At 64.9% G+C, this 22,747-nt stretch carries 17 protein-coding genes; 7 read left to right on the top strand and 10 right to left on the bottom strand.

From position 1 onward, the window contains the following. Positions 1 to 210 precede the first annotated feature (210 nt). The 3 genes from ACRHIG_RS19445 to ACRHIG_RS19455 all read left to right on the top strand — a co-directional run bounded on the left by ACRHIG_RS19445 (position 211) and on the right by ACRHIG_RS19455 (position 3,984). On the top strand, positions 211 to 1,326 hold the full coding sequence (locus ACRHIG_RS19445) for a mechanosensitive ion channel family protein (protein ID WP_070218622.1): 1,116 nt from the start codon (positions 211 to 213) through the stop codon (positions 1,324 to 1,326). A gap of 49 nt (positions 1,327 to 1,375) precedes the next feature. Further along, the gene (locus ACRHIG_RS19450) at positions 1,376 to 2,671 is read left to right on the top strand and encodes a cation:proton antiporter (protein ID WP_489627552.1); all 1,296 of its coding nucleotides are present in this window, start codon (positions 1,376 to 1,378) and stop codon (positions 2,669 to 2,671) included. Between the two features lie 122 nt (positions 2,672 to 2,793). Beyond that, positions 2,794 to 3,984 (top strand): serine hydrolase domain-containing protein, encoded by a 1,191-nt coding sequence (locus ACRHIG_RS19455; RefSeq protein ID WP_489627553.1) that lies wholly within the window; start codon positions 2,794 to 2,796, stop codon positions 3,982 to 3,984. On the opposite strand, the gene ACRHIG_RS19460 is transcribed toward ACRHIG_RS19455, so the two are convergent. Next, the gene (locus tag ACRHIG_RS19460; protein WP_046685558.1) at positions 3,981 to 4,364 is read right to left on the bottom strand and encodes a YkvA family protein; all 384 of its coding nucleotides are present in this window, start codon (positions 4,362 to 4,364) and stop codon (positions 3,981 to 3,983) included. The two genes, ACRHIG_RS19455 and ACRHIG_RS19460, sit on opposite strands and share 4 nt — an antisense overlap. Before the next feature lie 92 nt (positions 4,365 to 4,456). On the opposite strand from ACRHIG_RS19460, the gene ACRHIG_RS19465 reads away from it, so the two are divergent. Then, the gene (locus ACRHIG_RS19465; protein WP_489627554.1) at positions 4,457 to 5,554 is read left to right on the top strand and encodes a DNA topoisomerase IB; all 1,098 of its coding nucleotides are present in this window, start codon (positions 4,457 to 4,459) and stop codon (positions 5,552 to 5,554) included. On the opposite strand, the gene ACRHIG_RS19470 is transcribed toward ACRHIG_RS19465, so the two are convergent. Next, positions 5,508 to 5,774, bottom strand: coding sequence for a hypothetical protein (locus ACRHIG_RS19470; RefSeq protein ID WP_489627555.1), 267 nt, complete (start codon positions 5,772 to 5,774; stop codon positions 5,508 to 5,510). The two genes, ACRHIG_RS19465 and ACRHIG_RS19470, sit on opposite strands and share 47 nt — an antisense overlap. A 228-nt stretch (positions 5,775 to 6,002) precedes the next feature. On the opposite strand from ACRHIG_RS19470, the gene ACRHIG_RS19475 reads away from it, so the two are divergent. Then, positions 6,003 to 9,377: a hypothetical protein gene (locus ACRHIG_RS19475; RefSeq protein ID WP_489627556.1), complete on the top strand. Its 3,375-nt coding sequence runs from the start codon at positions 6,003 to 6,005 to the stop codon at positions 9,375 to 9,377. Positions 9,378 to 9,390: 13 nt separating this feature from the next. On the opposite strand, the gene ACRHIG_RS19480 is transcribed toward ACRHIG_RS19475, so the two are convergent. From ACRHIG_RS19480 to dsdA, 3 genes are read right to left on the bottom strand one after another with little or no spacing between them, the layout of a single operon-like run. After that, positions 9,391 to 10,212: a ferritin-like domain-containing protein gene (locus ACRHIG_RS19480; protein ID WP_489627557.1), complete on the bottom strand. Its 822-nt coding sequence runs from the start codon at positions 10,210 to 10,212 to the stop codon at positions 9,391 to 9,393. Between the two features lie 42 nt (positions 10,213 to 10,254). Next, a complete protein-coding gene (gene dsdC / locus ACRHIG_RS19485) occupies positions 10,255 to 11,175 on the bottom strand; it encodes a DNA-binding transcriptional regulator DsdC (RefSeq protein ID WP_489630833.1) in 921 nt (306 codons plus the stop codon). Then, positions 11,175 to 12,506 carry a D-serine ammonia-lyase gene (gene dsdA, locus ACRHIG_RS19490; RefSeq protein ID WP_489627558.1) on the bottom strand — a complete coding sequence of 444 codons (1,332 nt, stop codon included), beginning with the start codon at positions 12,504 to 12,506 and terminating at the stop codon, positions 11,175 to 11,177. Before dsdA ends, dsdC begins: the two co-directional genes overlap by 1 nt. 289 nt (positions 12,507 to 12,795) lie before the next feature. Between dsdA and ACRHIG_RS19495 the strand changes: the two genes are divergently transcribed. Continuing rightward, on the top strand, positions 12,796 to 12,984 hold the full coding sequence (locus ACRHIG_RS19495) for a hypothetical protein (protein ID WP_326456342.1): 189 nt from the start codon (positions 12,796 to 12,798) through the stop codon (positions 12,982 to 12,984). Between the two features lie 43 nt (positions 12,985 to 13,027). On the opposite strand, the gene ACRHIG_RS19500 is transcribed toward ACRHIG_RS19495, so the two are convergent. The 4 genes from ACRHIG_RS19500 to ACRHIG_RS19515 all read right to left on the bottom strand — a co-directional run bounded on the left by ACRHIG_RS19500 (position 13,028) and on the right by ACRHIG_RS19515 (position 18,241). Continuing rightward, positions 13,028 to 13,249 carry a hypothetical protein gene (locus ACRHIG_RS19500; protein ID WP_489627559.1) on the bottom strand — a complete coding sequence of 74 codons (222 nt, stop codon included), beginning with the start codon at positions 13,247 to 13,249 and terminating at the stop codon, positions 13,028 to 13,030. Between the two features lie 226 nt (positions 13,250 to 13,475). Further along, the gene (locus ACRHIG_RS19505; RefSeq protein ID WP_489627560.1) at positions 13,476 to 15,554 is read right to left on the bottom strand and encodes a TonB-dependent receptor; all 2,079 of its coding nucleotides are present in this window, start codon (positions 15,552 to 15,554) and stop codon (positions 13,476 to 13,478) included. An 89-nt stretch (positions 15,555 to 15,643) separates the two neighbouring features. Further along, positions 15,644 to 16,042: a DUF2946 domain-containing protein gene (locus tag ACRHIG_RS19510; RefSeq protein WP_489627561.1), complete on the bottom strand. Its 399-nt coding sequence runs from the start codon at positions 16,040 to 16,042 to the stop codon at positions 15,644 to 15,646. A gap of 54 nt (positions 16,043 to 16,096) precedes the next feature. Continuing rightward, complete coding sequence (locus ACRHIG_RS19515; RefSeq protein WP_489627562.1) at positions 16,097 to 18,241, bottom strand: TonB-dependent siderophore receptor; 2,145 nt, start codon at positions 18,239 to 18,241, stop codon at positions 16,097 to 16,099. 255 nt (positions 18,242 to 18,496) lie between these two features. Between ACRHIG_RS19515 and ACRHIG_RS19520 the strand changes: the two genes are divergently transcribed. Continuing rightward, positions 18,497 to 21,949: a DUF748 domain-containing protein gene (locus tag ACRHIG_RS19520; protein WP_489627563.1), complete on the top strand. Its 3,453-nt coding sequence runs from the start codon at positions 18,497 to 18,499 to the stop codon at positions 21,947 to 21,949. Positions 21,950 to 22,014: 65 nt separating this feature from the next. Here the strand turns inward: ACRHIG_RS19520 and ACRHIG_RS19525 are convergent, their stop codons facing one another. Further along, complete coding sequence (locus tag ACRHIG_RS19525) at positions 22,015 to 22,602, bottom strand: hypothetical protein (protein WP_489627564.1); 588 nt, start codon at positions 22,600 to 22,602, stop codon at positions 22,015 to 22,017. Positions 22,603 to 22,747: the final 145 nt, after the last annotated feature.

Below are 22,747 nucleotides of genomic sequence, written 5' to 3' on the forward strand. Positions count from 1 at the left end.
GCAAGTATGACTATGTTTCCAATGCGGCGACGCCCGCTTGCTTTCCGTATTGAAACGTCAACGTGGCATGGCGCAGCGCAGCAATTTCTTCCAGTATCCATCTTGATGCAAGTCTTATCCGTACGGCAACGCACGCCCCCGCGACGTCATCTGCCCGTAAAATACCCGCTTCCGACATCCATTCCACTTATCAATAAGGAGTTTTCGCCTATGGATCTCAGCACGTTTCACTCGCTGATGGGAGGCCCGCTGCGCTCGGCGCTGACCGTGCTCGTTTCCGCCCTGCTCGTCACCCTCGTCGCCATCGGCGTGCACCGGGCCGGCATCGGCTTGCTGAAAAGACTGGCCCATGGCCACGCGCTGGCCAGCAACGTCGCGCGCGTAGCGTTCCGCGCCAGCCAACTGTGCCTGATCGTCTTCGGCCTGCGCATGGTGCTGGCCAGCGCGCCCGACGACACGCCGGGCCTCGTCGCCATGTCGCACCTGGCCAGCGTGGCGCTGATCATCGCGCTGACCTGGCTGGCCATGCAATGCATCGAGTCGCTCAGCATCACGATTTCCCAGATCAATCCCGTCGACGCGGCCGACAACCTGCGCGCGCGCCGCCGGATCACGCAAGCACGCGTGCTCACGCGCAGCGCGCATGCCATCGTCGTCCTCCTGGGCGTGTCCTTCGTGCTGCTGACCTTGCCCGGCGCGCGGCAGATCGGCGCCAGCCTGCTGGCCTCGGCCGGCGTGGCGGGCCTGGTAGCCGGTATCGCCGCCCGGCCCGTGCTCGGCAATTTCATTGCAGGGCTGCAAATTGCGTTTTCGCAACCAATCCGTATCGACGATGTGCTGATCGTCAACGGCGAATGGGGCACGGTCGAGGAAATCAAGGGCACCTACGTGGTCGTGCGCGTGTGGGACGAGCGCCGGCTGATCGTGCCGTTGCAATGGTTCATCGAAAATCCGTTCGAGAACTGGACGCATACCTCCTCGGACATCCTGGGCACGGTGTTCCTGTGGCTCGATTTCAGCATCCCGATCGAGCCCCTGCGGGCGGAACTGACGCGCATCTGCGCATCCGCCAAGCAATGGGACGGCCGCGTCTGCACGGTGCAGGCGACGGATTCGAACGAGCGGGCCGTGCGCGTGCGTTTCCTGATCAGCGCGGTGGATTCAGGCACGGCGTTTGAATTGCGCTGCCTCGTGCGCGAGCAGATGCTCGCCTTTATCACGACCAATTATCCGCACAGCCTGCCCCGCCTGCGCTCCACGCTCGACCCGATCGAGCTGCACGCCATGCAGGCGCAGAACGATACGGTACAGTTGTACAAGGCGTAACAAAACCTGCGGCGCGCTGCCCCGGCCCGCGCGCCGCTAAAATAGGAGCATGAGCACCACCGCCTGGTTCATCCTGATCGGTTGCCTGATGCTGGCGCGTGGCTTGGGCGCCGACGGCATCGCGCGCCTGCCATTGACCTCGGCCATCGCTTACTTGGGCGTGGGCCTGCTGCTGGGCCCCATGTTCCTCGGCCTGTTCGCGTTCGACCTGGTGCAGCAGGCACCCCTGCTGGAAACCCTGACGGAAATCGCCGTCCTCATCTCCCTGTTTTCCGCCGGCGTCAAGATGCCCGTGCCCTTCAGCCTGGCGCGCTGGCTGCCTTCGCTGCGCCTGGCGTGGCTGTCGATGGCCATTTCCGTGGCGCTGGTGGCGGCCTTTGCCTGCCTGCTGCTGGACCTGCCATTGGGCGCGGGCATCCTGCTGGGCGCCATCCTCGCGCCCACCGACCCCGTGCTGGCCACCGACGTGCAGCTGCGCCATGCGGGCGACAGCGAGCAATTGCGCTTCATGCTGACCAGCGAGGCGGGCATGAACGATGGCAGCGGCTTTCCTTTCGTCATGCTGGGCCTGGGCTTGCTGGGCCTGCATGAGCTGGGACCGCATGGCGCCACCTGGCTGTGGCGCGATTTATGCTGGGCCAGCGCGGGCGCCATCGCCCTGGGCGCGGCCGGCGGCGCGCTGCTGGCCTGGCTGGGCTGGCAAGTGCGCGCCAAGGAGCCGAAACACGCGATGCTGGACGACCTGGCGGCCCTGGGCCTGATCGCCCTCGTCTACGGCGTCTCCACCTGGCTGCACGCGTGGGGCTTCCTGGCCGTCTTCTTTGCCGGCGTGGCCTTGCGCCAGACGGAACTGCGGCTGGCCGGCGCGCCGAAAGACCGGCAAGGCTTGCTGCAGGCGGAGGAAACGCATGCCGTGTCCGCCGCCAGGCCGCACGCCAGCGAGGTGCCGCTGACCGTCAGCGGCGAGTCCCTCGTCTTCAAGGAGCACCTGGAACGGCTGTCCGAACTGACCCTGGTGCTGTTGCTGGGCGGTGCCGTCACGGCTGCCGCCTGGAGTTGGCCGGCGTGGAGCGTGGCGCTGTTCCTGCTGCTGGTGGCGCGCCCGGCCAGCGTGATGCTCGGTTTGCTGGCCTCGGGCACCGGCATGCGCCTGCGCGGACTGGCCGCCTGGTTCGGCGTGCGCGGCATCGGCTCGCTGTACTACCTCAGCTATGCCATCGCGCATGGCTTGCCGCAAGGCCTGGCGCGCGAACTGGCCGACATCACCCTGGTCGTCGTCATCGTCTCCATCGTCGCGCACGGCCTGACGGTCAAGCCTCTGCTGGAGCGCTACTGGCGCAAATAGCTGGTGTAAATGAGCGCCGGCGATCCCCTTTTGTCATTGCTACAGAGCAATGTTTTGTCAATCGCCCCTATGGCGGGCTTAAATATTGTTAAGATAATTAAAAATGGCAAAAGAGAGAATCGATGAAACGAAGAAGCGTGCTGGGACTGGGCGTCTCACTGGCCCTGCTGCAGACAGGTTGCGCCACCGATCCGGCCAGGCTGGCGTGGGAAACGGAGTTTGACGGCTTCATGCGCGATGGCCTGGCCCGCACGGAAACGCCGGGCATGAGCGTGGCCGTGGTGCGCGGCGATCGCACCATCTTCGCGCGCGGCTATGGCTGGGCCGACATCCAGGCCGGCAAGAAGGCCGATGCCGGCACGGTGTTCCATGTCGCCTCCGTCAGCAAGCTCGTCACGGCCACGGCCGTCATGATGCTGCTGGAACAGGGCGCCTTCCAGCTCGACGACAAGGTGGCGGCCTACCTGGACTTCCCGCTCATGCATCCGAAGTTCCCCGACGTGCCCATCACCTTCCGCCATTTGCTCAGTCACACCTCGGGCATTTCCGATGCCGTGTACGACAAGACGGCGGCGTTTGCCGTACAGGGCGACCCCCGATTGCCCCTGCGCGACTTCGTCAAGGGCTATCTGTCGCGCGGCGGCGCCTGGTATGACGCGGATGTGTCGTTTGCCGCCCGGCCCGGCACGGAATGGCGCTACAGCAATGTGGGCATCGCCCTGCTCGGCTATCTGGTGGGCCGGTTGAACCCCGATGGCCTCGACGCCTACACGCGCGAGCACCTGTTCGAACCGCTGGGCATGGACAGCACGGCCTGGAACCTGGCCGGCTTGCCGCGGCGCGCCGTCGTCGCCCAGCCGTACGCGCACAAGGAGCCGGGCCTGCAAGTGCTGCCGCCCGTCGGCTATCCGGACTGGCCGGCCGGCCTGCTGCGCAGCTCGGCGCAGGACTTCGCCCGTTTCCTGGCCATCTACAGCAATGGCGGCCGGGTCGATGGCCACCGCTACCTGCAGGACGCGACGCTGCAACTGTTTTTCGCCCCGCAAGCGGCTCCCGTCGTGCCCGCCGATCCGTCCATGCGCCAGGCCCTGGTCTGGCTCTTGCGCGACGTCGACGGCAAGGCGCTGGCCACGCACAGCGGCGGCGACCCCGGCGCCGCGTCCGTCGTCTGCGTCGACCGGGCCCGCAAGACGGCCGTGCTGGCCTTCGCCAACGTCAGCGCCGACAAGGAGTTTCGTTCATTCCAGAAAGAAGTCGTGCTGCGCCTGCTCGCCCATGGCGGCAGCGGCGCGCCAGCTGTCAAGAAAAGCTAGGCGCCGAACCAGCCGCGCAGTTTCTCGGCGGCCCGTTCCTTGACCTCGGCCGTGATGTAGGTGGCGACGGTGGCGACGGCCGCGGCCAGCACGGCCAGGTCGTCCGCATAGCCGACCACGGGCGTGATGTCGGGAATCGCATCGATGGGCGAAATGAAATAGCCGAGCGCGCCATAGATGGCCGTCTTGGCCCACAGCGGGGTGTTCGGCTGCTGCGCCGCGTAATACAGCCACAGGGCTTTTTCGATGACTTCGCGTCCCGCCGTCTTGGCGAACTTGACGACCTTGTCCCAGAAGCTGTCATCCGTGTATTTCTTTTCATACTGCTTGTCGGCCTGGGGGGCGTGGTCTTCTTCCAGATTCTTTTTTCTGCCAAACATCTGCTGCTCCTGTCTGCCGCGCACGGCGTTACGAATGCGCACCTTAGCATAACGGCGCGCCGGGTGGGCGGCCTGCAAGGTAAGCTATCGTCATGGAAATATCCGCCACCACCACGGCCCGCGCCGCCGGCCTGCGTTACACGGGCGACCATCAGAACGGCATCGCCCGATCGGGCAAGCCCGGCAAGTTCCGCTACCGCGATGCGGATGGCCAGGTCCTGCGCGATGCCGCCGCCTTGACGCGCATCAAGGCGCTGGCTATCCCGCCCGCCTGGACGGACGTGTGGATCTGCCCGCATGCGAATGGCCATTTGCAGGCGACGGGCCGCGATGCGCGGGGCCGCAAGCAATACCGCTACCATGCGCGCTGGCGCCAGGTGCGCGACGACGTGAAATATGAGCGCATGCTCAGCTTTGGCCGCGCCCTGCCCGCCATCCGCGCCGCCGTCGCGCGCGGCATGCAGCTGCCGGGCTTGCCGCGTGAAAAAGTGCTGGCCACCATCGTGCACCTGCTGGAATTGACGATGATGCGCATCGGCAACGAGGAATATGCGCGCGCGAACAAATCGTTCGGCCTGACCACCCTGCGCACGCGCCACGTGCAGGTCGACGGCAACGCCGTGGCCTTCCACTTCAAGGGCAAGAGCGGCGTGCGCCACGATATCCGCCTGAGCGACCGCAAGCTGGCCAGGGTGCTTGCGCGCATGCGCGAGTTGCCGGGCCAGGAACTGTTTCAATATGTCGATGACGAAGGCGCGCGCCACGGCGTCGATTCAGGCGACGTGAACGATTACCTGCGCCAGGTGACGGGCGAAGACTACACGGCCAAGGATTTCCGCACCTGGTCCGGCACCTTGCTGGCCGCGCTGGCCCTGCAGGCGTTCGAGCAGGTCGATTCCGATGCGCAAGCGAAGAAAAACATCGTGCAGGCGATCGAGTCCGTGGCAAAAAAGCTGGGCAATACGCCGACGATCTGCCGCAAGTGCTATGTGCACCCTGCCGTGCTGGAATCGTATCTGGATGGCAGTTTATTGGAAGGCATGCGCGCGCGGGCGCAGCAGCAGTTACGGGAAGAACTGCCGGCACTGGCGCCGGAGGAAGCGGCCGTGCTGGCCTTGCTGCAGCAGCGCCTGCAAGCTGAGGTCAAGCCTGGCGCGCGGGCTGGGGCTGGCACTGGGCCGACAGCATGAGGGCATCGCTGCCGCACACGGGCAAGGCACCGTGTCCCGCTTCCCGCGCCACGGACGCGGGCGCGGCATCGCTGGCCGGCGCCTCGCCCGTAGTCATCCAGGTGGCTGCCAGGGTCGAAAAGGTGAACAGGCAGATCAGCAGGAATGGCTTGTTCACGTGAAGGGACTGGCCTGGCTTTTGCATCGCATACTCCGTCGGACTGGTTGGCTGTTGCAGCATGGACACGATCATCGCGTGTTTCCGCAAGGCATACAATCAGACGGTTTCGACAAGATGGGTAGGACAGCGCTGACAGACTCATCCATAAAGTCCGGTGTCGGAATATTTGACACCCGCTCCCGCCCGCCTCAGCCAAGCCCTTGTTTTTACGGTATATTTTACATGGGAACGCTTCCTGCTTGACCTCTCGCCTGGGCACGCTTGGCGCCAGTCTATGGGGGGACGATCATGAGCTTTATCAAACAGGTGCTGCTGGCGCTGCTGCTGTGCGCCATGTCGGCCGCGCACGCCACCAGCATCGGCTACACGGCGACGTCGCTGGGCGGCACGCAGTGGCGCTACGACTATACGGTCAGCAATACCACCCTGGCCGTGCCCATCGAGGAATTCACCTTGTTCTTCAGCGTGGGCACCTACGCCAACCTGCAGAACGTCTCGACGGCGCCCGGCTGGGACGTGCTGCTGGTGCAGCCCGATCCCGCCATTCCCGCCAGCGGCTACTTCGACGCGCTGGCGCTGGCGGGCGGCATCGTCCCCGGCGCCACGGCCACGGGTTTTTCCGTCACCTTCGATTACCTGGGCGCGGGCAGCCCCGGCGCCCAGCAGTTTAGCATCCTCGACCCCGTCTCCTTCATCGAACTCGACGCGGGCATCACGCAGCCGGCCGCCATCGCCCTGCCGTCCACGCCATGGCTGCTGCTGGCCGGCGTGCTGGCCCTGGCGTGCCTGCGGCGGCGCCAGCTGGCCGCCGCCGCGCTGGCCCCTTTGCTGGCCGCGGGCCTGTGCGCCTGCGGCGGCCCCAACGATCCCACGCAGCCGCCCGCGCCGAAGATCATGCTGGCCGCTGGCGCGGCCACCGCCCAGGCTGCCGGCGACTTCGAAGTGACGCTGCTCGACAAGGTGGCCGAACAGCGCGTCAGCCGCACGGCCTGGGACTACACTTACCGCGTGCACATCCGCAACAATGGCAGCGAGGCGGCTGGCAATGTGCAAGCCGTGCTGGCCAGCGCGCCCGATGGCAGCACCATCATCGATGGCGAGGTGCTGGCCGGCAGCATCGACGCGGGCGCCACCGTCGTTCCCGACGACACCATCACCCTGCGCATCGAACGCAGCATCGCCTTCCAGAGCGCCGGCCTGGTCTGGACTTTCAGCACCGGCGCCGGCATCGCCCTCGATCCCGTGCGGCCCGCGCAGGTGGTCGTGCTGTCTCTGTCCGGGCTGGGCTTTCCCGACGGCGCCGACAGCGTCAAGGCCAGCGGCGCCGTCACGGACGTGCTGCTGCAGGACGGCACTCTGCGCTTTTCCACGCCGGGCGACACGGGCGTGGACCAGCAAGCGCAACTTTTCCTCAGCAAGGGCGGCAAGGTCACCACCCTGGACGTGCTGATCCGGACGGAACTGCCCACGGCCGTGGAAACCTACGTGGAACCGGAAGACGATGGCAGCCTGCCCGCCACGGCGCCCGTGCTGGCCATCACGGGACTGGGGCCGAACAACCGCCTGCAGCCTGGCGGCATGGCGTTCCGCCTCGTGGGCGCGGCCCCCATGGCCCTGCAGGACGACAGCGACGGCCTGCTGTCCACCCCGAACGGCGTGGCCATCAGCCTCAAGAACTACTGGACGTTCGATGCGGCCAGCGGCAGCTTCAGCATCGGCGCCACGGCCATGCGGCAGCTGCTGGCAGCCTTGCCCAACGGCAGCTACGACCTGAACCTCAATTTCGTCTCGCAGGACGGCGAGTTCACGGCCAGCTATGCCTTGATCGTCATCAAGTCCGGCATCGTGCTGCAGGGACAGCTGCGCACGCCCGCGGGCGGCAATGCCACGGGACTGGCCGGCAAGAAGATGCTATTGGCCGGCTACAACAGCCACCAGCGCCAGGTGGCCGTGGTCGATGCCGCGGGCGCCTTCCACTTCGACGGCGTGCTGCCCGATACCTGCCAGCTGACCTTGAACGACCTCGTCCATCCGAACGTGGTCAGCGTCAGCGCCGTCGTGTTTGACAACAGCAGCACCGTCAATGTCAGCATCGTGTATCCGTACGGAACCGGCCTGGCCCGGCGCAGTGCGGCGCAGAGCTATGTGGCGGGCACGGTCACGCAGGATGGCGCCGCGCCGCCCGCGCGCGCGGTGATCGCCAGCTCCCGTGCCACGGACGACGTCACGCCGCAGGATGACGAGGGCAGCAAGACGTTCACGGCCACGGCGGACGCGCAAAACCAGACCATCACCTCGCCCGTCGCCTTCACGGTGCCCAAGGGCACGAAAAACGTGGGCGTGAAAATCACCGTCAGCACGGCCGAGTATCCCGTCTACACGACGGCGCAAAGCCAGTACAACGATACCTGGTCCTACGCCGTGACGGGGTTGCCCGGGGTCAACCTGTCCGCCGCGGGCGCCGTCAACCAGACCCACTTCACGCAAGGCACCATCGTCAGGACGGAGTGCATCGACGTCAGCAAGCAGACCAAGGATGGGGCGTTGAGCCTGGGCGGCAACGTCAGCGCCACGAATATCGGCGACAGCGCCCTGCCCACCGTGACGACGGTGGAGCTGAGCCTCGCATGCAAGGGCTTGAAGGTGACGCTGGCAAAATTCCTTTCGCCCAACAAGGACGCCCACCCCGTGCTGCAGCCGATCAAGCTGACGGGCAATCTGGCGGGACCGTATGTGTCCATCTCGCAAGGCAACGCCACGGCCACCCACACCCTGCCGCTGGAATTGCACTACACGCCGGCGGCGGCGACGATTACGGAAGTGAACATCGGCATTGCGTCCGGCGGCGGCGATCCCGCCTTCAGCACGGAGAATTTATTGTCCCAGACCAATACCAAGACCGCCGGCAGCGTAAAATTTCCCGGCCTGGTGCTGCCCGCCTTTGCCGGCGCCAAGCTCGACAAGAAGGCCGTCGTCACGCTGCGCCTGAAGGGCCGCATCGACAATGCCGACGCCAGCTCCGACCCGGCCGAAGGGGGCCAAGTGGAGTTCAAGGGCGACACGGCCTACATCCCCCTGTACCTGGCCGACAACGAGGCGGCGCTGGCGGCGCGGCGCTACGGCACGCGCGATGCCGGCGGCGATTCCTGGGCCACGCGCCTGGCCATCGCCTGGCTGGCGGGCAAGGCTTACCGCTTCGACGACATCAGCGGCCAGCACGTGACGCAGACGGCAACGGGCCGTTCCATCCTCGGTCACAGCGGCCACAGCGACGGCCAGCAGATCGACTTGCGCTACGCGGACGGCGCGGGCGGCTACACGGACGCGCTGGGCGGCCAGAACGATGGCGCCGCCATTCTCCAGCTGATCAACGACGCGAAAGCGGAAGTGGCGGCCAACCCCGCGCAAAAGCCGAAACTGGCGGCCCTGCAGGCATGGATCGCGGCGAACCGGGCCATGCTGGCCCAGGAAGCGGCGCCGGCCAGCACGCGCATCATCTACATCGGCCCCGGCTTCATCAAGCTGGCCCTCGTCGACGGGCGCTTTTCCGCCGCGCCGGCCGACCATATCCCCGACGCGGGCGCCTGGACCAAGCCGGCAAAGGTGCACATCGAAACGGGACACCTGAGCCACTGGCACATCAGCATCACGGCCCATCCATGACGCCACGACGGATTCAGGCGGGCAGATCGGACAATTCCAGCTCCGAAAACCCCGCCCGGCGCCGCGCTTCGAGGTTGAACGGGCCGCGCAGGGTGGGCGCTTCGTAGCGCAGCGCCAGCTCGGCGTAGGTGGCGCGCAATTCCAGGCCCCGCTGCTCGCACAGATAACCGTACCAGCGGTTGCCGATTTCCACGTGCCCCACTTCATCGCGCAGGATGATGTCGAGGATGGCGGCCGCCGCCATGTCGCCCGCCTGCGCCAGCTTGGCGCGCAGCGGCGGAATGGCGTCCAGGCCCCGCGCTTCCAGCGTGCGCGGCACCAGCGCCATGCGCGCCAGCACGTCGCCGCGCGTCTTGTCGACCATTTCCCACAGGCTGTCGTGGCCGGGGAAGTCGCCATACGTGTGGCCCAGCACCTGCAAATGCGCCTGCAGCATGGCAAAGTGCGTCGCTTCCTCCTTCGCCACGCGCAGCCAGTCCGTATAGTAGTCAAACGGCAGATCCGGGAAGCGCCACAGGGCGTCGAGCGCCAAATTCATCGCGTTGAACTCGATATGCGCGAGCGCGTGCACCAGCATGGCGCGCCCCTCCGGCGTGATCATCGAGCGCCGACCCACCAGGCGCGGCGGCACCAGTTCCGGACGCTCGGGACGGCCCGGCACGGCGCCGGATGGGGCCAGCGGCGCCTGCGCATCGAGAGAAAGTTGCGCTGCGGCCATGGCCGCCACCATCGCCACCTTGGTCGCCGGGTCCGGTTCCAGCAGGCAGGCCAGCGCAGTGCTGCGTAACTCGCGCAATTGCGCCGGCGCGGTGGGGGGCGATGGGGATGGCTGCATGGGCATACTTTCGTGCGCGTTTTCAATGAGGGGCGCAGTGTATCAAATTGCCTGCCCCAGCAGCCAGTCGAACAAGGCCTGCACGCGTGCCGGCAGTGGCCGCGCGGCATGCACGAGGTAGTACGCCTGCGGGCTGGGCAAGTTGAAAGCGCCGAACGGCAAGACCAGCTGGCCGCTGGCCAGCCACGGCTGCACCAGCTGGCGCCGGCCCATGGCCACGCCCGCGTGGTGGATGGCCGCCTGCGCGCACAGGTCGGCGCGGTCGAAACGCAGGCTGCGCGCGGGCAAGGTCACCTCGGGCGCCTGCCCGTCCAGCCACAGCCGCCACTCGGCATCGGGCGCGCAGGCGGGCCAGGCCAGGGTGTCGTGCAGCAGCGTCGCGCTGGACAGCTGTTGCGGCGCGTCAAACAAGCCGTGTTCGCGCGCATATTGCGGGCTGCACACGGGTGCCAGCCATTCGTCCATCAGCTTGCGCGAGGCCAGGCCGGGAAAGTGGCCGTCGCCATAATGCAAGGCCAGGTCGACCTGGCCGGCGCGAAAGTCCACGCTTTCATTGCCCACGCGCAAGTCGATCGACACGTCCGGATATTGCGCAGCGAAACCTGCCAGGCGCGGCACCAGCCAGCACTGGGCGATGGACGGGCGCGCATGCACGGTGATGCTGCCCGCCAGCGCATCGCCGCCGGCCAGCGCCGCCTGCAAGCCATCCCAGCCGATTTGCAGGGCGGCGAAGATGCGCTCGCCGTCGGCCGTCAGCCTGACTTGCCGCGTCAGGCGCTGGAACAGCCGCAAGCCCAGGCTGCTTTCCAGCCGCGCGATGCGGTGACTGACGGCGCTGGGCGTGAGCGCCAGTTCCTGCGCGGCCAGCGCAAAACTGGCATGGCGCGCCGCCACAAGGAACGTGTGCAGGTTGGCGAACTGGCTGGCCGTCAGCGTGGCCCTGCTCGGCGCGCCGGCCGGCATCACGCGGTTCCGGCCGCCAGCAGCGCCCTGCCCCGCGCCACGTAGGCCGCCATTTCTTGTTCCGGCACCATGCTGCCGCCCGTGCCCCATACGAGGTGCGTGGCCTTGTCCAGGTGCTGCTGGTATTGCGGCGCGGCCAGCACGGGATTGATGCCCGCGAAACCGGCCACGGCGGATGGTTCCAGGCGCAAGCCTTGCGTTTGCTCCAGCGTCGCCAGCAAGCGGTACAGTTCTTCATCCGTAACGGTGGCGTAGCCGTCGATCAGCCGCTGCATGGCCCGGCCGACGAAGCCGGACGGACGGCCCACGGCCAGGCCATCGGCGGCCGTGAGGTTGTCGATGCCGATTTCCTGCACGCTGATTCCCTCGTGCAAGCCCGTGTGCACGCCCAGCAGCATGCACGGCGAATGGGTCGGCTCGACGAAGACGCAGTGAACAAAATCGCCAAAGGCCAGCTTCAAGCCGAAGGCCACGCCGCCGGGACCGCCGCCCACGCCGCACGGCAGGTAGACGAACAGCGGGTGCTCCTCGTCCACCGCGACGCCGGCCGCGGCGAACTGGGCTTTCAGGCGCTGGCCCGCCACCGCGTAGCCGAGGAACAGGTCGTGCGAGTTTTCATCGTCGACGAAATGGCAGGTGGGGTCGCTTTGCGCCTGCCTGCGCCCCGCTTCCACGGCCACGCTGTAGTCGGTCGCGTACTCGACGACGGTGACGCCATGGCTGCGCAATTTATCCTTCTTCCACTGGCGCGCGTCGGCCGACATGTGCACGGTGGCGCGAAAGCCCAGGCGCGCGCTCATGATGCCGATCGACAATCCCAGATTGCCCGTGGAGCCGACGGCGATCGCATATTGGCCGAAGAAGGCGCGCACGGCGTCGCTGGCCAGCAGGCTGTAATCGTCGCCCTCCTTCAGCAAACCGGCGTCCAGCGCCAGCGTTTCCGCATGTTTCAGCACTTCATAGATGCCGCCGCGCGCCTTGATCGAGCCGGAAATGGGCAAATGGCTGTCCTGCTTGAGCCACAGCTGACCGCTCGTCATGCCTGAGGCTAAACCCAGCGCCGCCTGCATGGCGGGCAGCGGCACGACGGGCGACTCGATGACGCCGCCGCTGGCCTGCGTTTCCGGGAACGCCTTGGCCAGATATGGCGCAAAACGCGCCAGGCGCGCGCTGGCATCGGCCACGTCATCGGCCGTCAAGCCCACGTCGTTCAAGGCCTCGGCCGCCGGCGCGATGGCGGGATTGAACCAGCTCAAGGGCTGCAAGGCCATCAGCTCTGTAATCAGGGGAAATTTTTCGCGCAGCGCGGCGATGGCGGAAGTGGGCAGCATGGCAAGCTCGTGTAGGAACAAACCATGATTAGACCGCATCCGGGCGCCGCTGGCAAAGGATGGTTGTTCAGGCAATGGGTGACGCCAGGTCATGCATGCCGCAGTCATCCCCAGGCACTGCACGCCGCCCATAGCTAAATTTAATTCCTGAATGCACTATCGATTAAAGAAAAATTTCCACAAAAGCACAAAAATAAGTTATCTTAAAGGCAAATAAAAGGAGACATTTTTTCTCTTTTCTACCGAGGCAAAAATGCGCTCCAAGAATGACAAAGCCACTGCTACGAATATGGATACCCTCGACTGCGCCAGGCAGGACGATTTGACGGCCCAAAAGGTCGAGGTCGGCATTATTTTCCAGGAAATGCTCGATACCGCCACGGCCGCCGCCTACCTGGCCAAGAACAAGGTGCCGATCGCCACCGCGCTGCGCGTGCTGACGGGATCGCGGCGCAAAAAGAGCGGCGGCGGAAATTGATGGTTCTGTGCGGGATGAGCTGGGGATGGCGTGGCTGAGCAGATCAGGGGTTCAAGGGAAGAGCCGCTACTTCATACCACACCCGTATCCCTCGCTCAACCTGGCTGATCGCCGTCCAGCCCCTCGTTTCCGTGATGGTTTCGATGCTGACCGGACGCACGCCCGTTTTCAGCAGCCATTCATTGGCCAAGACCAGCGACCGGTCCATGCCGTCGGAAAGAGGACTGCCCGCAGTGGTCGAACGAAAATCTTTAAATGCGATCATGGACACCTTTTATTCAGTCAGCTTCATTTGAGCAGATAAAGCCTTCAGCCACCGCTATCGCACCCATGTGCGCCAACGCCAGAAGCAGGCGCCAGAGAGCATAACAAATTACCGTCGAGAAACATGCGCACATTGTCACGCCCACATGGCGCTTGCCGATGCGGCGATGCCAGCGTGCGCCTTCTTCCCGCATCGGCAGCAGGAAGGCGCACACTGATTGCCAGGCTTAGAACTTCAGCTGCAGCCCCAGATCAATCGACCGGCCCTCGGCCGGCAAGGCTTGCAGCGCCCCGCCGTTCGCCTTCAGTCCCGACAGGTACACGCCACCGAGCGGGTCCGCATACGCGCGGTTGAACAGATTGCTCACGCCGGCGCTCAGGCTGGCCATCTTGTTCAGCGCCACGCTGCTGCGCAGGTTGACGAGCGCATAGCCGCCCGTCTCCGGTTCGAAGCGCCGGGCGTCGACCTTGTCCTTGCGGGCCACGATCTTCGTTTCGATGCGGCTGCTCCAGGCGCCCAGCTTGTGCTCGACGGCCAGCAAGGCGTTGAGCGGCATCATGCGGTACAGGTCGCCGCCATCGCCGCGCTTGCCCCGCGTGTAAGCGGCATTGCCGGTCGCCATGAAGCGGCCCCAGCGGGCGCTGCTGGCCAGCGGCAGCTGCCAGGCCAGATTCGCGCCGTACAATTTGGCGTCATGGTTGGCAAAGCGCAGCAGGTTGCCGTTCGCGCCCATTTTCATGTACGGGTGGAAAGACGCCAGCACGTCGACGTCGATGTAGTTGTCGACCTTGCTGTAATAGGGATTGACGCGCAGGAACCAGCCCTCTTCGCCGCCGCCATGCCAGTCGGCCGTCAACGCCGCCGTGTAAGCCGCCTCGGGTTTCAGGTCGATATCGCCCACATAGCCGTTGCCGTCGCCAAACCAGTTGGTCATGGTCATGGCCATCGAGCCGCGCCCCCACGAGTAGCGCTCGTACAGGTTGGGCGAGCGCACCTTGCGCGCCAGCGCGAATGCATAGCTGCTGGCCGCATCGGGCGTAAAGGTGGCTTGCGCAGAGGCATCGATATTCGTGTCGCGCCGGCTGCGGCTGCGCGCATTGAAGGCCCTGGCGGCCATCACATCCGGCATGTTCATCATGTTGGTGCCGTACGATTGCACGTCGCCCGACTCCATGCGCACGGATTCGCCGCGCACGCCCAGCACGCTCGTCCAGCGCGCAGCGTGGCGCGTTTCCAGTTCGCCGAACAGCACGGTGCGGTCGCGCTTGCCGTCATTGATGTTCAGGTAGGTGCGCGGCCCCATCATCATGGAACCGGGCACGGCCGGCCAGTAGTCGTCAAGGCGGAAAGCGTGCCACTCCTGGCCCAGGCGCAGCTCGCCCGCGGCCGTCGGCACGCTGGCCATCAAGGCATAACCGGTGTTGCGTCCATGCGTAATCATCGGCATCGAACCCTTGCGTTCGGGCGAGAAAAAGCCCATTTCGTGGTCCGTCTGCTGCCAGTAGGCGCGCGCATCGAACACACCCCATGCAAACGTGCCCTGGTAAGCCAGGTTGGCAAACTGGCCGTGGTTGTCCGTCATGTCCATATACTGGTTGGGGAAACCCTGGTACGGGATGTGCTGCACGCCGGCGCGCAGGGTCAGCTGCTGGCCATCGCGCTTGGCCGCCAGCACGATGGCCTGGTTGATGCTTTCAAACATGCTGGCCAGCACGGTGTTGCCGTGGCCATCTTCATAGCTGTGGCCGCGCGTATAGGCGCCGCTGTAGCCGATGCTGAGCACGTCGCTGGCGGCAGAGGCGTTCACGCTGGTCGCCACGCTGTTGTTGACGCTGCGCCCCGACACGGCAAAACTGCCTTGCGTCAGCAACGCCGCGCCGGGCTGGGCGAACACGGGCGCCATCGATTGCACCTCGATGGTGCCGCCTATGCTGTCGCCGCCCGCGCTGACGGGGGTCACGCCGGCGATCAGGCGGATGCGCTGCACTTGTTGCGGATCAATGTAGGACAGCGGCGCATTCATATGATTGGCGCAGGCCGACGTCAGTTCCATGCCGTCGATGCGAATCTTGAGGCGGTCATCGGCAAAGCCATTAACCACTGGCAAGCCGGACACGCCGCCCCCGGCCGCCACGCTGTAGCCGGGCGTGCTGGAGAGCATCAGCGCCGTGTCGGCGGCGGAACGGTAGCCGTCGCCTATGGCCGTGACGATGACTTTCATCTCGGGCAGAACCTCTTCAGGGCGCGTTTGCGCCACGGCGGGCATGGCGATGGCGAGGGAAATCAATAACGGTAAATGTTTCATGGTGCTGCTTTCGGATTCTGTATGGGTCAAACGAACAGGCGCAAGCGCACGACATGCGCGGCGCAAGGCAGTTCAGGGAAAGGGACAGATCAGAAAGCGGCGGGCGGACCGCGGGGCTGGACGGGCGTCCAGGCGAACAATGGCGTGGCGGACTGGTAGAACAGCTCGGGCAGCAAGCCCGTGAGGAGCTCGCCGGAAGCGAGCACGAGGGAGGTGGGCGGAATCGACAAGGTGTCCGCATGCATGCTGCAGCACGGGCAGTCGCCCATGCGCATGCCCGATTTTTCAGGCGCGGAGGGTTCCTGCGCATCGTAGCGGGCGGGCATGGCTTGCATGCCGCCCGCCACCGAGCAGATTTCCAGGCTGGGCACGGCCATCCCGCTGGCGACCGTCAGCGCGCGTGATACCGTAGGGGCGAGCGTGGCCAGGAAGATGGCGATACACGCGATCCACAGGACGATGCCGGCTTTGCCTTTGCTGATGAACATGGCAATATTGTATCAGCGCAAGGCCCCTGCGCACAGGGCGCAAGTCAAACCTTCCTATAAATCCACCTTCATCGACAGCTTGATGGCGCGCGGCGCGCCCGATGCCAACCGCGTGCCCGCGCCGGCCCAGTAGCGCTTGTCGGCCGCATTTTCCACGTTCAACTGCCACACGACGGCCTTGTCCATCACGCGGTTCGCATAGCGGGCGCCCGCGCTGAACAGGCTCACGCCGCCGAGAAAGGCCTGGTTCAGGTCGTTGACGGGACGGGCGCTGTAGTAATACGCGCCGCCGTTGACGGACAGGCCCGGCACGCCATCGAACGCATACGACAAGAAGGCGCTGGCCGTGCGTTTCGACGCGTTTTCCGGCGCCTTGCCGTTGTAGTCGGCGTTGATGTGCGCAAAGCGCGGGTCGAGCAACTGGGCCGACGTCTGCCACGACAGCTGGCGCGTCAGCTTGCCTTGCGTCGAGATTTCCAGGCCGCGGTAGCGCTGTTCACCGTCCGACGTAAAGACATTGCCGGTATTCGTGTAGTAGCCGGGGCGCGTGATGTCGAACAGCGCGGCCGACAGCAAGGTGCCGCCCGGCGTCAGCCAGCGCGCACCGAGCTCTTTCTGCTTGCTCACGCCGGGCGCCATCTTGACGCCCTGGTTGACGGTGCCCGTCGGGCCCGTCTCGCCCTCTTCCAGGCCCCGCGCCGTGGAGGCGTACAACGACAGTTCGGGCGTGGCCTTGTAGATCAATGAGGCCATCGGCGTCGTCTTGCTGACGTCGTAATGGCTGTTCCCCTGGTCGCTCCGGTAGCTGCTGCGGCGCACGCCGATGACGCTTTGCCATTGTGGGCTGAAGACCATGCGGTCGAGCGCGTACAAGCCCGTGTCGCGCGTCTCCAGGGCGGCCGTCGTGGGCAACGCCGGCTTGGGACCGAACAAGACATTCGTCACGGGCACGGGCTGGTACAGATTTTGCGCCGCGATCGTGTAGTTGCTCTGGTAAATAGCATCTTGGGATTTCTCCGTGCGCGAGGCGCCCAGGGTCAGTTCATGGGCAATCAAGCCCGTGCGGAAATTGCCGGCCAGTTCCGCGCGCAGCAAGTCCGACGCCGTCACGCTGTGCTGGATATTGCCCGTGATGCGGCCCGCGCCCGTGGCCAGCGCCGCCGCGTTATTCAGGCGGAAGATCGCCAGGCGGCGGTCGCGCGCCGTTTCCGAGTGCCCCGCTTCCACCGTCAAGGCCCAGCCATCCGTGATGGCGTAGTCGGCGCGCAATTGCGCGTTTTTCGTCTGCGCCTCGAAATTCGACCAGTCGGGGCCGATCAGCTGGCGCGGGTCGACGGCGCGCGGCAGGCTGATCACGCCTTTCACGGCAGTGGGCAGGGCCACGCCCGCCTGCTCCGTCACCTTGCGGCGGTCGTATTCCAGGTCCGCCTTCAGCAGCAGCCTGTTCGTCACCCGCCAGTCCAGCGCGGCGGACAGGAAGCGGCGGTTGCCATTGCCGACATGATCGAGGTAGGAACCCAGGGTGCCGCCGGCGGCATTCACGCGCACGCCGAATTCCTGCTGCGCGCCGAAACGGCGGCCCAGGTCGACATTCGCCACGGCACTGCCCCGGTCGTCGAGGATCAGGCCCATGCTCGTGACGGGCTTGCTGCCAGCCCGCTTGGTGACGAAGTTGACGACGCCGGCCGGCGAGGTAAAACCGTAGTACAGGGCCGAGGCGCCCTTCAGCACTTCCACCCTTTCCTTGTTTTCCATGGGCACTTGCGAGAAGTTCATGATGGGCATGGAACCGTTGAGGCGGTAATTCGTGCGGTTTTCCACGGCGATGCCGCGGATGACCAACTGATCCCACGTTTCGCCGCCGTTTTGCTGGCGCGTCACGCCCGCCGTATTGCGCACGGCGTCGTACAGGCCGGAGACGGCTTGCTGTTCCAGCAATGCGCGCGTGATCACGTTGACGGTCGACGGCACGTCCATGATGTTGGCGCCGCGAAAACTGCCCGCCTCCGTGGTGAGCGGCACCAGGCCTTGCGCGCGCGCACCCGTCACCTGCACTGCCTGCATGACTTTCTCATCGCCAGCCGTCAAGTCGTCCTGGCCGCTGGCGCCATTGGCGGCGCAGGCCGTGTGGGAAGCGAAAGCCAGCGACAAGGCGGCAGCCACTGGAAGTAGTTGCAAGGAAGGAAAAGCTGCGCGCATATAAACGGGTCTTTCGACAAGGAAAAGTGATAGAAGGAAACTTCAAGTTACCGCGCATAATATCCGTAACGAGAATCATTCGCAATAAACAAGTAACAATTCGTGAGAATCTGAGAATTTCATAAGATAAACAGTCCGCCAGGCCGCCTGTTATCACTTGAACACGTTTGGATTTTGCAGACGAGGCCGCAAAGAGGCATACTGACAGTCACGGCGCGCAGGACGCGCCGCCCAACAAGATCAAAAGGTAAGTTCGTGAATACAATCGACAACAAAAGCGTGCAGACGAAAACATTTCGCTGGAAACGCTGGCAGCGCTGGGCCGTCGGCACCGGCTGCGCCCTCGCCGCCTACAGCGCGGCCGGCTTCTGGCTGGTGCCCTACGTCATCAAACACCAACTGCCCAAATTTGCAGAGAAAGAACTGGCGCGCCAGGCCAGCATCGCCGACGTGCGCTTCAACCCGTTTACCCTGCGCCTGGAAGCGGATCAGATCGCTTTCAAGGAAGCGGCCAGCGCAAACAATGCGCCGCTGCTGTCCATCGGCGCCCTGGCCGTGCAGCTGGAATGGAAATCCATCGTGCGCCGCGCCTGGAGCCTGGCCGAAATCCGCATCACGGCACCGCAAGCCCAGCTGACGATCACGCCGGACGGCAAATTCAACCTGGCAGAAGTGCTGGCCACCTGGCAACGCAATCACCCGGACAAGAGCGAAGGCGGCATACCGCGCCTCGTCATCGCCCACTTTGCGCTGGAACAAGGCAAAGTGGATTGGCACGACCAGAAGGCGGACTATGCGGACAACTTCACGCCCATCAACTTTACGCTCGACAATATTTCGACCTTGCCCGACGCCAACGGCAGCTACAGCCTCAGCGCCGACGCGGCGCGCGGCGGCAAGCTGCACTGGCGCGGCACGGCCTCCCTCAGCCCGATTCGCGGCGACGGCGAACTGGTTTTGAACGACGCTTCCCTGCCCGGCCTGGCCGCGTATTTGAAGGCGTACACGCGGGCGACGGTGAGCAGCGGCAAGCTGTCGGCGCGCCTGCCCTACGCCTTTTCCTATGCCGACGGCACGCTGGAAGCGACCGTCAAGGGCGCGGGCCTGGCCTTGCGCGACCTGGCCCTGGTGCAAGACGGCAAGGGCGCGCCATTTACATCGCTCAATACCTTGGGCATCGCCGGCGTCAACGTGGATCTGGCGCACCAGAGCGTCACGATCGACAAGGTCAATCTGTACGGCGGCAAGGTGGCCGTGCGGCGCGACAGCAAGGGCGAGATCGACGTGGCGAACCTGATGCTGCCGGGCAATCCCGCACCCGCAGCATCGGCCACCGCCGCGCCAGCCAAACCTGGCAAGTGGAAGGTGGATTTAAAACAGCTGGCGCTGGCCAATGTGGACGTCTCCGCCATCGATGAAACCGTCTCGCCCGCCCTGCAATTGAGCGCAAGACAGTTGCAAGCCCAGCTGCAGCTGGGCATGCAGCAGGGGCCAGCGGGCATGGCCACCGTCATCGACGGCGCCAATTTCAGCCTGGCCGACCTGGCCATGCAGCGCGGTGCGCACACGCCATTCAAGCTGGCCCAATTGGGCTTTACGGAAGGCAAGATCGACCTGGCGGCGCATAGCGTGCACCTGGGCGCCGTGACGGCCAGCGGCGCGCAGATCGACCTGGCGCGCAACCGCCAGGGAGAGTTTGCGATTGCGCAAAAACTGCCCGTGTTTGCCTCCGGCAAAGCCGACGCAGGCAAGGACGCGCCATCCGCGCCCTGGTCCACCACGGTGGACAAGGTGGAACTGAGCAAATTCGGCGCCCGTTTCGACGATGCGGGCACGGGCATCAAGGGCACGCTGCAGGATGCGCGGCTCTCGTTGCAGAATGTCAGCAACGACATGAAGCAGGCGCTGCCGTTTGAGCTGGGCGTGGGCCTGCGCGAAGGCGGCTTGCTCACGGCCAACGGCAAGTTCGTGCCGGGCACGGGCGCCGTCGATGCGCAGCTGAACCTGAAACAGCTGACCCTGGCGCCCGTGCAACCGCTGCTGGCGCAGCATCTGAAACTGAAGCTGGCGGGCGGCACCCTCTCCGGCAGCGGCCGCCTGACGACGGGCGGCGGCGCGCCGAAGGCGCCGAAAGTGCGCTATGAGGGCGGCGTGGATATCGCCGGCCTCGTGCTCAATGAAACGGATGGCAAGCGCTTCGCCTCGTGGAAGAGCGTGCGCGCCGACAAGCTGACGGCCAGCGTGGGCCCCGACTTCGTCGACATCCCGGAGCTGCGCGTGGTCGAGCCAAACGCCCAGCTGATCATCGAAAACGACCGCAGCCTGAACGCCCAGCGGCTGCTGGTGAAGGCGCCCGAGCCGGCCACTGCGCCGGCGCCGGCAACCGCCAGCGCGCCCGCCGACGCCGGCTTCCCCGTGCGCGTGCGCCGCGTGCGCCTGCAGAACGCCAAGCTGGACTTTGCCGACCTGAGCCTGCGGCCCCAGTTCGCCGCCAAGATCTATGAGCTCAACGGCGTCGTCACGGGCTTGTCGACCAAGCGCGATGCGCGCAGCCAGATCGAACTGGACGGCCGCATCGACGAATTCGGCCTGGCCCGCGTGCGCGGACAATTAAATCCCTTCGCCCCGACCGACAACACGGACTTGAACGTCGTGTTCAAGAACGTCGACATGGTGTCCGCCTCGCCGTACACGATGAAATTCGCCGGCTATAAAGTGGCGGAAGGCAAGATTTCGCTGGACTTGCAATACAAGGTGCGCAACCGCCAGCTCGACGGCACCAACCAGATCGTGCTCGACAAGCTGACCCTGGGCGAGCGCATCGACAGCCCGGACGCCTTGAAGCTGCCGCTGGAACTGGCGCTGGCCATCCTCAAGGATAGCGACGGGCGCATCGACCTGGGCCTGCCCGTGTCGGGCGACATGAACGACCCGCAATTCAGCTATGGCGCCCTGATCTGGAAAGCCGTGGGCAATGTGCTGACCAAGATCGTCACGGCGCCGTTCCGCGCGCTGGGCAATTTGCTGGGCATCAGCGCCGACAAGCTCGAAGCCATCGACTTCGACGCGGGCAGCGCCGTGCTGCTGCCGCCCGAGCGGGAAAAACTCAAGCAGGTGGCGCACATCCTCGCCAAGCGCGAACAGCTGAAGCTGGCCGTGCCGGGCCAGTACAGCGACACGGACGGGGCCGCCCTGCGCGCCCAGGCCGTGCGCCGCGCCGTCGCCGCCAAGGCCGGCATCAGGCTGGAAGCGGGCGAAGAACCGGGGCCGTTGAACTTGGGCGAACGCAAGGTACGGGGCGCCCTGCGCGACCTGTACGGCGAACGTTTCGGCAAGGCCGAGCTGGACAAGCAGAAGAAGGCGGCGGAGTCGGCCGCACCTGCCCCAGCGGCGGCATCCGCCAGCGCCTCCGCGCCGGCAACGGCCAAGATTCCCGTCTTCCAACGCCTGGGCAAGCTGATCGAGGGCGAGCCGCAAGTGGCCGACACGGGCGCCTTCTATACCGGCTTGCGCGAGCAGCTGGAAGCCAAGCAGGCCCTGCCTGCCGACGCCTTGAGCAAGCTGGGCGCCCAGCGCAGCGCGGCGATTCTGGCGGCCCTGCAGCAGGACGGCACGCCGGCGGCCAGGGTCAGCGCGGGCGCGCCGGAAAAAACGGAGGCGGCGCCGGGCAAGCCCGTGGGGTTGAAGCTGGGATTGGCGGCGCAATAAAAAAGGCGTTGTCCGCCACAAACTTGCGGACAACGCCTTTCATCAGGAAACAACTTTGCCTGAATTTATTTCTTGGGTAGGAATTTTTGCAGATCGAATGTGCCTACATCAAATTCAAATACAGGCGATCCTTCCTGATACATTTCCGCTGAAATGCGCAGTCTTTTTGCCTTTTGCAATTCCTTGAAAAATTTATCTCCATCGCGAAAATGGATCGTTGTCGTGCTTTGATCAGAGGAGCCAACGGCTTTGTAATAACCCGGCGCAGTGTCGTCGAATCTCACCTGTACTAGGCAATCCTGATAGGATTGGCACAATATCTGCCCCTTCTCGATCGAAAACATCACATTCTTCTTCGGCCGGCTATCACTCGTCAGTGTCAGGCTGGCAGTCTGCACACCGTTGTACGGAAAAGCAAAATCGACAGTATTACTACTATGCACATTGGCAAAGTAGACCATATCGCCGCTCATTTTATCTTCGTTGGTGAAGTAATACCATGGACTTACCGGCTTGACTTCCGCAACAGCGGCAACAGGGCTGCTATTTGCCGCAGCCTGCGTATTGGCATCAGGTGCTTTGGGAGAACAGGCGATCAAGGAAAGGAGAATTGCTGTTATTGCGGAAAGTCGTATCTTTGTCATTGAAATCATTCACATATTATTTAAAATGAAATGCCGAATTGCAGTCTAACAAATGGCATTCCCACAAGCAACATGCAAACATAAAAATTTGCAGCGTCAATTAATCCCAGAAACGCTCGCCAATACAATATGCGGCACCGTCAATTGACAGTGC

This window comes from Janthinobacterium sp. C22, from assembly GCF_057919405.1.

Excerpts from the sequence above, each read along its gene's own strand:
- ACRHIG_RS19445 (WP_070218622.1), top strand. The coding sequence starts at position 211 with ATGGATCTCAGCACGTTTCACTCGCTGATGGGAGGCCCGCTGCGCTCG.
- ACRHIG_RS19450 (WP_489627552.1), top strand. The coding sequence starts at position 1,376 with ATGAGCACCACCGCCTGGTTCATCCTGATCGGTTGCCTGATGCTGGCG.
- ACRHIG_RS19455 (WP_489627553.1), top strand. The coding sequence starts at position 2,794 with ATGAAACGAAGAAGCGTGCTGGGACTGGGCGTCTCACTGGCCCTGCTG.
- ACRHIG_RS19460 (WP_046685558.1), bottom strand. The coding sequence starts at position 4,364 with ATGTTTGGCAGAAAAAAGAATCTGGAAGAAGACCACGCCCCCCAGGCC.
- ACRHIG_RS19465 (WP_489627554.1), top strand. The coding sequence starts at position 4,457 with ATGGAAATATCCGCCACCACCACGGCCCGCGCCGCCGGCCTGCGTTAC.
- ACRHIG_RS19470 (WP_489627555.1), bottom strand. The coding sequence starts at position 5,774 with ATGCTGCAACAGCCAACCAGTCCGACGGAGTATGCGATGCAAAAGCCA.
- ACRHIG_RS19475 (WP_489627556.1), top strand. The coding sequence starts at position 6,003 with ATGAGCTTTATCAAACAGGTGCTGCTGGCGCTGCTGCTGTGCGCCATG.
- ACRHIG_RS19480 (WP_489627557.1), bottom strand. The coding sequence starts at position 10,212 with ATGCAGCCATCCCCATCGCCCCCCACCGCGCCGGCGCAATTGCGCGAG.
- dsdC (WP_489630833.1), bottom strand. The coding sequence starts at position 11,175 with ATGCCGGCCGGCGCGCCGAGCAGGGCCACGCTGACGGCCAGCCAGTTC.
- dsdA (WP_489627558.1), bottom strand. The coding sequence starts at position 12,506 with ATGCTGCCCACTTCCGCCATCGCCGCGCTGCGCGAAAAATTTCCCCTG.
- ACRHIG_RS19495 (WP_326456342.1), top strand. The coding sequence starts at position 12,796 with ATGGATACCCTCGACTGCGCCAGGCAGGACGATTTGACGGCCCAAAAG.
- ACRHIG_RS19500 (WP_489627559.1), bottom strand. The coding sequence starts at position 13,249 with ATGATCGCATTTAAAGATTTTCGTTCGACCACTGCGGGCAGTCCTCTT.
- ACRHIG_RS19505 (WP_489627560.1), bottom strand. The coding sequence starts at position 15,554 with ATGAAACATTTACCGTTATTGATTTCCCTCGCCATCGCCATGCCCGCC.
- ACRHIG_RS19510 (WP_489627561.1), bottom strand. The coding sequence starts at position 16,042 with ATGTTCATCAGCAAAGGCAAAGCCGGCATCGTCCTGTGGATCGCGTGT.
- ACRHIG_RS19515 (WP_489627562.1), bottom strand. The coding sequence starts at position 18,241 with ATGCGCGCAGCTTTTCCTTCCTTGCAACTACTTCCAGTGGCTGCCGCC.
- ACRHIG_RS19525 (WP_489627564.1), bottom strand. The coding sequence starts at position 22,602 with ATGATTTCAATGACAAAGATACGACTTTCCGCAATAACAGCAATTCTC.